Annotated in this window: 9 protein-coding genes; all 9 read right to left on the bottom strand. The window is 65.2% G+C overall.

Going from position 1 to position 9,516, the window contains the following annotated elements:
* The coding region (locus AKL29_RS45750; protein WP_244482499.1) for an ABC transporter substrate-binding protein at nt 1-720 on the bottom strand (720 nt) is incomplete at its 3' end.
* A gap of 149 nt (nt 721-869) precedes the next feature.
* On the bottom strand, nt 870-2,009 hold the full coding sequence (locus AKL29_RS30185; protein WP_050386656.1) for an NHL repeat-containing protein: 1,140 nt from the start codon (nt 2,007-2,009) through the stop codon (nt 870-872).
* A 220-nt stretch (nt 2,010-2,229) separates the two neighbouring features.
* On the bottom strand, nt 2,230-2,970 hold the full coding sequence (locus tag AKL29_RS30180; RefSeq protein WP_050386655.1) for an SDR family NAD(P)-dependent oxidoreductase: 741 nt from the start codon (nt 2,968-2,970) through the stop codon (nt 2,230-2,232).
* A 224-nt stretch (nt 2,971-3,194) separates the two neighbouring features.
* Nucleotides 3,195-4,721 carry an amidophosphoribosyltransferase gene (purF, locus tag AKL29_RS30175; RefSeq protein ID WP_050386760.1) on the bottom strand — a complete coding sequence of 509 codons (1,527 nt, stop codon included), beginning with the start codon at nt 4,719-4,721 and terminating at the stop codon, nt 3,195-3,197.
* Between the two features lie 34 nt (nt 4,722-4,755).
* Complete coding sequence (locus AKL29_RS30170; protein WP_026192677.1) at nt 4,756-5,391, bottom strand: CvpA family protein; 636 nt, start codon at nt 5,389-5,391, stop codon at nt 4,756-4,758.
* A gap of 204 nt (nt 5,392-5,595) precedes the next feature.
* Nucleotides 5,596-7,086: a DNA repair protein RadA gene (gene radA / locus AKL29_RS30165; protein ID WP_050386654.1), complete on the bottom strand. Its 1,491-nt coding sequence runs from the start codon at nt 7,084-7,086 to the stop codon at nt 5,596-5,598.
* A gap of 96 nt (nt 7,087-7,182) precedes the next feature.
* Nucleotides 7,183-7,797 (bottom strand): hypothetical protein, encoded by a 615-nt coding sequence (locus AKL29_RS30160; RefSeq protein ID WP_050386653.1) that lies wholly within the window; start codon nt 7,795-7,797, stop codon nt 7,183-7,185.
* Between the two features lie 172 nt (nt 7,798-7,969).
* On the bottom strand, nt 7,970-8,257 hold the full coding sequence (locus AKL29_RS30155) for a hypothetical protein (protein WP_050386652.1): 288 nt from the start codon (nt 8,255-8,257) through the stop codon (nt 7,970-7,972).
* Between the two features lie 452 nt (nt 8,258-8,709).
* Nucleotides 8,710-9,435 carry a sulfite exporter TauE/SafE family protein gene (locus AKL29_RS30150; RefSeq protein ID WP_028335150.1) on the bottom strand — a complete coding sequence of 242 codons (726 nt, stop codon included), beginning with the start codon at nt 9,433-9,435 and terminating at the stop codon, nt 8,710-8,712.
* Nucleotides 9,436-9,516: the final 81 nt, after the last annotated feature.

Raw genomic sequence — 9,516 nt, 5'->3', positions numbered from 1 at the left:
CTGCTTGATCGCGTTGGTGGTGTCGCCGCCGGCATTGGCGAGGCCGACCACCTTGGCCTTGGACGATTGTGCCTGCAGCAGGAACGAGGAGAAATCGGCGGTGTTGATCGGATGCTTGACGCTTCCGAGCACCTTGCCGCCATTGGCGTTGACGACCGCGGTGGTGTCGCGCTCAAGCGCGTGGCCGAATGCATAGTCGGCCGTCAGGAAGAACCAGGTGTCGCCGCCGGCCTTCGTCAGTGCCTTGCCGGTGCCGTTGGCCAGCATGTAGGTATCGTAGGTATATGAAATCGTGTTCGGCGTGCAGGCCTTGCCGGTGAGGTCGGCGGTCGCCGCGCCCGAATTCAGCAGGACGATGTTCTTCTCCTTGACGAGATTGTTGACTGCAAGCGCCACGCCGGAGTTCGGCGTGTCGGCGATCGCATCGACCTTCTCGTTGTCGACCCATTGCCGAGCGATGTTGACGCCGACGTCGGGCTTGTTCTGGTGGTCGCCACTGAGGACGTCGATCTTCCAGCCCTTTTTGAGCAGGCCGGAATCCTCGACGGCCATCTTGATCGCGACCACCGAGTTCGGGCCGCCGATGTCGGCATAGAGGCTCGACATATCGTTCAGCACGCCGATCTTGACGGTCTTGTCCTGCGCGAACGCAGAAGTTGAAAGGCTGAGTGCGGCGCAAGCAAGAAGCGCGGCGCAGCGCCGCGCAAACGTCGTTGTCATGAAATTCCCTCCGCTGTCTAAAGCCCGGACAGCCCTCTTGCGGAGCCTTTTTGCCGGTCGCTCAGGTTCCCGCTTACCCTTTCCCGGGGGACGCGGCAATCCGCCTAAAGCCGGGTGGGCCTGCGTCGAAGCGTCATCCGGTGAAATCCTTACTTGAGCGCGTCGGAGGTCAGCTTGAATTTCTGGATCCGCTTTCCGGTGTCGACCTCGGCGGTATAGACGTAGCCCCTGGCGTCGACCGCGAGCGCGTGCACCCAGTGGAATTGCCCGGCGTTGCGGCCGTTGCGGCCGAAGCTGCCGACCACCGCGCCGTCGTCACGCCTGATGATGCGGATCTCGTTGTTCTCGCCGTCGGCGGAGAGCAGGTAGGTCTGCTTGGGATCGGGCCACAGCGCGATATCCCACACCGCGCCGTTGCCGAGCGTGCTCTTCTCGAAGAAGAACTCCTTCACGAAGCTGCCGTCCTTCCTGAACACCTGGATGCGGTTGTTGATGCGGTCGCAGACATAGACCAGTCCGTCATTGGCGATCTTCACGCAGTGCACGGGATTACCGAACTGCTGCGCGACCTGCGCCTTCGGATCGTAGGGCGGCTGCTTGGCGTCGTCGGGCTTGTTGCCATAGGCGCCCCAATGCCGCTTGTAGGCGCCGGTGGTGGCATCGAACACGATGACGCGCCGATTGCCGTAACCGTCGGCGACGTAGATCTCGTTGGCCTCCTTGTCGATCGCGGTCTCGGCGGGCTTGCCGAGCTGGGTGGTGTCGTTGCTGCCCTTGCTCGGTGCGATCGAGCCGATCTGCGAGACGAACTTGCCGTCGAGGGTGAACTTGAGGATCGCATTGTCATTGTCGGCGTTGCCGCCGATCCAGACGAAGCCGCGCTCGTCGACCTCGATGCCGTGCTCGCGGCCAACCCACTCGTAGCCGTCACCCGGACCGCCCCAGGACCGCAGCAGATTGCCGTCAGCGTCGAATTCGAGCACCGGCGGCGCCGAGATGCAGCATTTCGAGCGCGGCGGATTGAGGCTCGCGCCCTTCTCGTCGTCGGTCAGCGAGCGCGGCCGGTGAATCATCCAGATGTGGCCCTGCCAATCCACCGTGATGCCGCCGACCTGGCCGAGGATCCAGTTGTTCGGCAGCGGCTTTGGCCATGATGCATCCACGGTGAAGGTCGGGATGTCGCCGGCTTTCGCGGGGGTTGGTGTAGCGAAGAGGGCTGATGATGCGATGCAGGCGGAGAGAAACAATCCGGACAGAATGGAGCGCGCGCGATTGAACGTCGGCGTCATTGGTTGCCTCCCGAGATTTTTCTTGGCGGTGGTCCCGCTGGGAGCGTAGTCAATCGTGGGGCGGGGAGGGTGTCAATCACCCAGCCGCCATTGCGCGGCGGTTGCGTAGCCGGATGGAGCGAAGCGAAGTCCGGGAAAAGTCTCTCCGCGGAGAAGCCGTCCCGGATTACGCTTCGCTCCATCCGGGCTACGGGCCTTCATTTGTCGGGCGCGAAGCGACCTACACCGGCGGCTGGAAGGTTCGCAGCGTGCGCGCCTTGTAGTCGTAGAGCTTGCCGGTCTCGGTCCACGCGGGCGAACACATCGGCACGATGAATTCGGCGGCCATGTCGGGCGTATCCAGTGTCATCGGGTCTTCGCCGGGAAACACCTGCGCCCGCATCCGGGTGCGGATCGGACCGGGGCTGAACAGGTTGACGCGCAGCGCCGTGTTGGCGGTCTCGTTGGCCCAGGAGCGCACCAGTGCCTCCAGCGCGGCCTTCGAGGCCGCATAGGGGCCGAGATAGGCGTTGGCCTTGTGGGCGACGCCCGACGTCACGAACACCGCGCGGCCGGCGTCGGACTGGCGCAGCAGCGGGTCCATGCAGCGGATCAGCTGGAAATTGGCGGTGACGTTGATCGCGAACACGTCGTTCCATGGCTTCAGCTCGATATGGCCGAGCGGCGACGACGGCCCTGCGGTGCCGGCATTGCCGACCAGGATATCGAGCTTGCCGTGGCGCTCATGCAGCGCGAGGCCGAGCCGCGCGATGCCGTCGTAATCGGTGAGCGAGAGCGGCACCAGGGTGGCGCTGCCGCCTGCCTTGCGGATCTCGTCGTCGAGCTCTTCCAGCCCGCCTTGCGTGCGCGCCACCGCCACGACATGCGCGCCGGCCTTGGCCAGTGCGACCGCGGTCGCAAAGCCGATGCCGCGCGAGGCGCCGGTCACGAGGGCGATACGGGAGGTGAGGGGTGTTTGCATGAGCCGATCTCTTCGTCGTGCCCGGCCTTGTGCCGGGCATCCACGTCTTCGCGGCGGGTATTACAGACGTCGATGGCCGGGACAAGCCCGGCCATGACGGAAAGCAGGGTCATTCCGGGATGGCCGAAGGGCCAGACCCGGAATCCAGAGCTTTGAGGCACCATCGCAAAACAACGTCGAGATCCCGGGTTCGCGCTTCGCGCGCCCCGGGATGACGCTTCGCGTCAGCTCGCCTCCGCCAACAGCGAAAGCTGGCGCGGCGCGGGCTCAGTCTCGCTCTGGTCGGTGAGGTGGGTCGGGTAGGCGCCGGTGAAGCAATGGTCGGCGAATCTCGGATTGGCCGGGTCGCGCCCCTCATAGCCCATCGCGCGGTACATGCCGTCGATCGACAGGAAGGCGAGCGAGTCGGCGCCGATGATGTCGCGCATCTCCTCGAGCGAATGGGTCGCGGCGAGCAGGCCGCCGCGGTCCGGCAGGTCGATGCCGTAATAGTCGGGATAGAGGATCGGCGGCGAGGCGAGGCGGAAATGCACCTCGCGGGCGCCGGCGTCGCGCATCATGCGCACGATCTTCTTCGAGGTGGTGCCGCGCACGAGACTGTCGTCGATCAGGATGATGCGCTTGCCCTCGATCGCGGCGCGGTTGGCCGAATGCTTCATGCGCACGCCGAGCTCGCGCACGCTCTGGGTCGGCTGGATGAAGGTGCGGCCGACATAGTGGTTGCGGATGATGCCGAGCTCGAACGGCACGCCGGAATACTGGCTGTAGCCGACTGCGGCGGGCACGCCGGAATCCGGCACCGGCACCACGACGTCGACCTCGGGGTGGCTCTCGCGCGCCAGCTGGGCGCCGAACGCCTTCCGCACGTCGTACACCGAGCGGCCGCCGACGATCGAATCCGGCCGCGCGAAATAGATGTATTCGAAGATGCAGGGCCGCGCCGGCTTCGGCGGGAACGGCTTGTGGCTGTGCGCCCCTCGCTCGTCGAACACGATGATCTCGCCGGGCTCGATGTCGCGGACGTATTTCGCGCCGATCATGTCGAGCGCGCAGGTCTCCGAGGTCAGGATCGGACGGCCGTCGAGATCTCCGAGCACCAGCGGGCGGATGCCGAGCGGGTCGCGCGCGCCGACCAGCTTCTTGTTGGTCAGCGCGACCAGCGCATAGGCGCCCTCGATGGTGCGCAGCGCCTCGATGAAGCGGTCGATGAAGCGGGTGCGCTTGGACTGCGCCACGAGATGGAGGATCACCTCGGTGTCGGTGGTCGACTGCATCATGGCGCCGCCCTTGACGAGTTCGCGGCGCAGGGTCAGGCCATTGGTGAGGTTGCCGTTGTGACCGACCGCAAATCCGCCTGCGCTGAGCTCGGCGAACAGCGGCTGCACGTTGCGCAGGATGGTGCCGCCGGTGGTGGAGTAGCGGACATGGCCGACCGCGGCGTTGCCGGGCAGGCGCTCGATCACCTCGCGGCGGGAAAAGGCGTCGCCGACCAGGCCGAGGCGGCGTTCACTGTGGAAGCGGCTACCGTCGAAGGAGACGATGCCGGCGGCTTCCTGGCCGCGGTGTTGCAGGGCGTGCAGGCCGAGCGCGGTGATCGCGGCGGCCTCGGGATGGCCGAAGACGCCGAACACGCCGCATTCCTCGCGGAGCGTGTCGCCATCGAGATCGGGGTGATATCTGAGAGGGTCTTGCAGTTCGATCGGGCCGAGGTCGAGATCCATTTGGTCGGTATGATCCGAAGGGGTCTGCATCTCGTTCATCGCCTCTCGTAAGGGCCCAAATAGTTTATCGGCCCGCGGGTTTCTCGATCAGCTTCTTCAAGCTGTCACGCGCAGGTTTGCTATAGCCATCGCCCGACGCCGGCGTCGCCTGATCATTGGTATCGGCCGCAGAATCGTCGTCTGGCTTATTCTTCTTGAACTTCTTTAAGATGGTGTTCTCGGGGTCGTCAGGCAAGAGCGACATCAGCCAATCCCCGGTTCCCTGCAGCACTACGCGGGACTTCGCCCCGGTCACCCAATCGGGCCGCTGCTTGTCCGGAACCAGCCAGGTGAAGAACATGAACGCCACGACCACGATCAGGAGGCCGCGGGCGAGCCCGAACAGGAAGCCGAGGGTGCGGTCGAGCGCGCCGATCCGGGAATCCAGGATCATGTCCGAGATCCGCACCGTGACGATCGAGACCACGATCAGCGTGCCGATGAACACACCGGCCACCACGACCACGGCCGCGACCGTGTCGTTGTTGAAGTAGGTCTTGGCGGTCGGCAGAAGCTTCGAGAACGCATACAGCGTGACCAGCGCGGCGGCGCCCCAGGCCGCGATCGACAGGATCTCGCGCATGAAGCCGCGCACCATCGCGAGCAGGCCCGAAATCAGCATCACGCCGAGCAGGACGAGATCAAGTATCGTTATGGGCATCGGCTGGTCAGGTCCGCTGGTACGTTTCGGTACGCTGTTAAGGGCTTACGTTGTTAAGGGCTTACGCTGCTAAGGGCTCTCGCGAATCGGCAAAGTCGGTGCCGTCCTAACTGAGGCGCATTGGGGGCATCCGGCAAGGCCAGAGCGCCACCTGTCCCGCGCGGCGGATGTATAGCGGCGGGGGGCTGATACGTCACGCCCGCTTTAGCTGGTCTCGCGACGGAATCGGGCCGGTGTGGCATTTTTCTCAGCCGCATCAGGGCCTCCGGAGCCGCCCTGGTCGCGCCGGCCGCCGCTTGGCGTACCCCGGTCGCCTCTTGGCGTACCGCGTGCCGCAATTTCGGCGACCAGCGTGGTGAGATTGCCGACGCTGTTGAGGGTGAGCCCTGAATCGCCGCCGCTCTCGCCGCGGGCCGATTCGGGCAGGATGGCGCGGGCGAAGCCGAGCTTGAGGGCCTCCTTGAGCCGGGCCGGGGTCTGCGCCACCGGGCGGATCGCGCCCGATAGCGAAATCTCGCCGAAATAGACTGCATCCGTCGGCAACGGCGCATTCACCAGCGAGGAGACCAGCGCGGCCGCCGCGGCAAGGTCCGCGGCCGGTTCCTGGATGCGCAGGCCGCCGGCGACGTTGAGATAGACGTCATGTCCGGACAATTTGACGCCGCAATGCGCTTCGAGCACCGCGAGCACCATCGACAGCCGGCTCGGGTCCCAGCCGACCACGGCGCGGCGCGGCGTGCCGAGCGAGGTCGGTGCCACCAGCGCCTGCAACTCGACCAGCACCGGACGGGTGCCCTCGATGCCGGCGAACACCGCCGTGCCGGGGCTGCCGAGCTCGCGCTCCGAGAGGAACAATTCCGAGGGGTTGGTGACCTCGCGCAGGCCGAGCCCGGTCATCTCGAACACGCCGATCTCGTCGGTCGCGCCAAAACGGTTCTTCACCGAGCGCAGGATGCGGAACTGCTGCGAGCCTTCGCCCTCGAACGACAGCACCGCATCGACCATGTGCTCGACCACGCGGGGGCCGGCGATCTGGCCGTCCTTTGTCACATGGCCGACCAGGATGATCGCCGCGCCGGTCTTTTTGGCAAAGCGAATGAGGGCCTGCGCCGAGGCGCGGACCTGGGTCACCGTGCCGGGCGCCGATTCCACCGTGTCGGTCCACATGGTCTGGATCGAGTCGATCACGATCAGGCGCGGCACTGCGCCTTCCGACATCGTCGCGACGCTGTCCTCGACCGAGGTTTCCGAAGCCAACTGCACCGGCGCGTCCGCGAGCCCGAGCCGTTCGGCGCGCAGCCGCACCTGGGCGACCGCCTCTTCGCCGGAGATATAGACCGCGCGGTGGCCGGCGCGCGCCATCATGCTGGTCGCCTGGGTCAGCAGCGTCGATTTTCCGATGCCGGGATCGCCGCCGACCAGCAGCACCGAGCCGCGGACGAAGCCGCCGCCGGTGACGCGGTCGAGCTCGGCCATCCCGGAGGACAGCCGCGGCGCGTCCTGGGTCTTGCCGGACAGCGATTCCAGCGCAAACGTCCGCCCCTTGCGCTTGCTGCGGATCGAGACCGGCACCGAGCCTGTGGTGTCTTCCTCGGCCAGCGTGTTCCAGTCGCCGCAGGAGTCGCACTTGCCCTGCCAGCGATTATACGCCGCGCCGCAGTTCTGGCAGACGAAGGAGAGGGTGGATTTGGCCATGGAGCAGGTGAGTCGCGCTATCGCGCACGATGCATAGCACGGTTCGGCCGCCGCGCACGATCCATCGAAGACGGAGCGCCAGATGGCGGGGCCGGCTCAGCGCGAGAACACCCGCGTTCCGCTCGGCCAGCGCGGCTTGTCGCCGACCGGGCTTGCACCGATTTCCCAGCCGACGCCGCCCCACAGCACGTCGACGGCGCCAAGCTCTCCGGCGCTGTCGCGGACGTAGAACACGTTCGGCTTGGCGTTGACTTCCAGCGGGCCGTTGCTGCCGCTGGACTGTCGCCTCAACGCGCACCAGACGTCGGCCAGCCTGCTCTCGTGGCTCTGACCGAGCTTGGCGAGGATCTCCTTGTCGCTCGAGGCTGCGCTCAGGATGAAGGTCTGCAACGATGCGCCGCCGCTATCGTCCTCGACCTTGTTCGTGAAGCGCTGCGCGAACGTCGCGCCTAACCAGGAAATCCTGACCGGCGCGCTCGAGGCGATGTCCTCCTTGAAATGTTCCCGCGCGACGAATTTTTCGGCGTGGGGAATTGCCGAGGTCGACGACGGATCGGACGGTTCCTCGCTTTTCGGCTGCTGGGAACATGCAACGCGGTCAGCAGCGGCAACGGCACCCGGTTGTCCCGGTCTTGTATCGTCGGCCGCGACGCTCAAACCCTGTGTCGCCAGAACAACGGTCAACCACAGGGTGAGGCTTCGTTGGCGCATGTTTTTGTTGTCCCTGAATCCGCTGTGCTCGCGGAGACAAGGTAAACCGCATCTTGCAGATGTAAATCAAAGATCAGGTTTCTGGTTAAGGATAAAAAGTAAGTTCAACTACAGCGCGAATTTGAATCAAATGCGCTTCGCGCAAGGGAACTGCTCTTGATTGTACGCGCGGTCAAACGTGGAGGTCCCGCCTCGACAGCAGCAGCGGCGGATTCTCGCGCGGCGTCAGACTCGTCGGCAGAGCCCGGCAGCATCTCGCCTGCGCGCGCAACGGATCGCTCCAGCTCCAGCGAACCCGCCACGACGGATTGTTCGCGTAGGCCGGAATGCGCCAGACCCAGATCGTCTCGTAGACGCTGTCGCCGAACTGCGCGACATCGGGCCTTGCCGTCGGCCACAACGCCGAGCCGGCAACGGCGAACGTCACAATCGCCGCAGTCGTGATCATCATCTTGCGCATCGCGCGCCTGCCTTTCCCGCCTGTCGTGGGCTTTGACGACCCGCGACTCCAAATGCTTCGACTTGCGATCCCGAATTCGTCAGGCCGACATCGGCGACATCAGGCGCCGGGCTGTGCGCCCGATCTGCACGCCATCTGTCGCTGACTCTTGTCGCCTGAACTCTCGGGACTCGCATCCGGGCCGTCGATCAACCCCGTGATGCCTGCTGGAGCAAAGTTCTTTTCCGCAAACGATCAAGTGCAAGTAATGAGATTGTCATAAACGCAGTGGCTGGACGGTGGCAATCCGGATAACAACGGAAGGTGAGCGCTCAACAAAACTCTTTCGGGGTACACGCCACCCGATGCGCAAAGCCCCGTAGAATTACGACATCATCGGGAGGATGTTTGGTGTTCGTCACGGTGAAATCCGTTTGCCCAAGGCCTGGTCTCACGCAGTCGATGCCGGAATTTTACTGCGTCATTGCAGACCACAGCAACGCCGTGCCCGCCGCCAGCATGATGCCGTCCATAATCAGGCGGAACGACTCCGGCTTCAGCTGCAGCACGAAGCGCTTGGCGATGAAGGCGCCGGCCATCAGCGAGGCGCCGGCGATCAGGCCCTTCAGTGCGATGTCCGGCGTCAGCGCGCCGAAACGCTCGAACGTCACCGACTTGCTGACATAGAGCCCGAGCGAGCTCGCCGCCTCGGTGGCGAGGAACGCGCCCTTGCTGAGACCGTAGAACAGGAACAGCGGCACGCTGAGCGGGCCGGTCGAAGCCACGATGCCGGTGAGGTAGCCGATGAGCGCGCCGCCGATTGCGAGATGCCAGAGATTGGCCTTCAGCCTGTGCCGTGCCAGCCAGTGCCGCACCGGCACCATCGCGATCAGGAATACGCCGATCGCGATATCGACAGCGTGCGAAGGCAGCGCGAGCAGGGTGCGCGCGCCGAGCGCGGCGGCCGGAATGCCGGTGATCGAGTAGGCGATGCAGGCACGCCAGTCGACCTCGCGCCACCAGGCGAGGATGCGCGACAGATTGGCCATCACCGCGGCGACGGCCATGATCGGCACCGCCTGCTTCGGTCCGTACTGATAGACCAGCACCGGCATCAGCATGATCGACGAGCCGGTGCCGACGATGCCGGAAATGGTGCCGGCGACCAGGCCGACGATGAGGACGAAGAGGAAGCCCACCTGCGCGCTCCGGTGAGGTGTGATCGCCCCATACCTCTGAGTTGCCCGATCGCGCAAGCCCCCGCAGTTCGCGCAACAAAC

The organism is Bradyrhizobium pachyrhizi, from assembly GCF_001189245.1.
GTDB lineage: Bacteria > Pseudomonadota > Alphaproteobacteria > Rhizobiales > Xanthobacteraceae > Bradyrhizobium > Bradyrhizobium pachyrhizi.
This window is presented reverse-complemented; position numbering and strand designations above follow the sequence as displayed.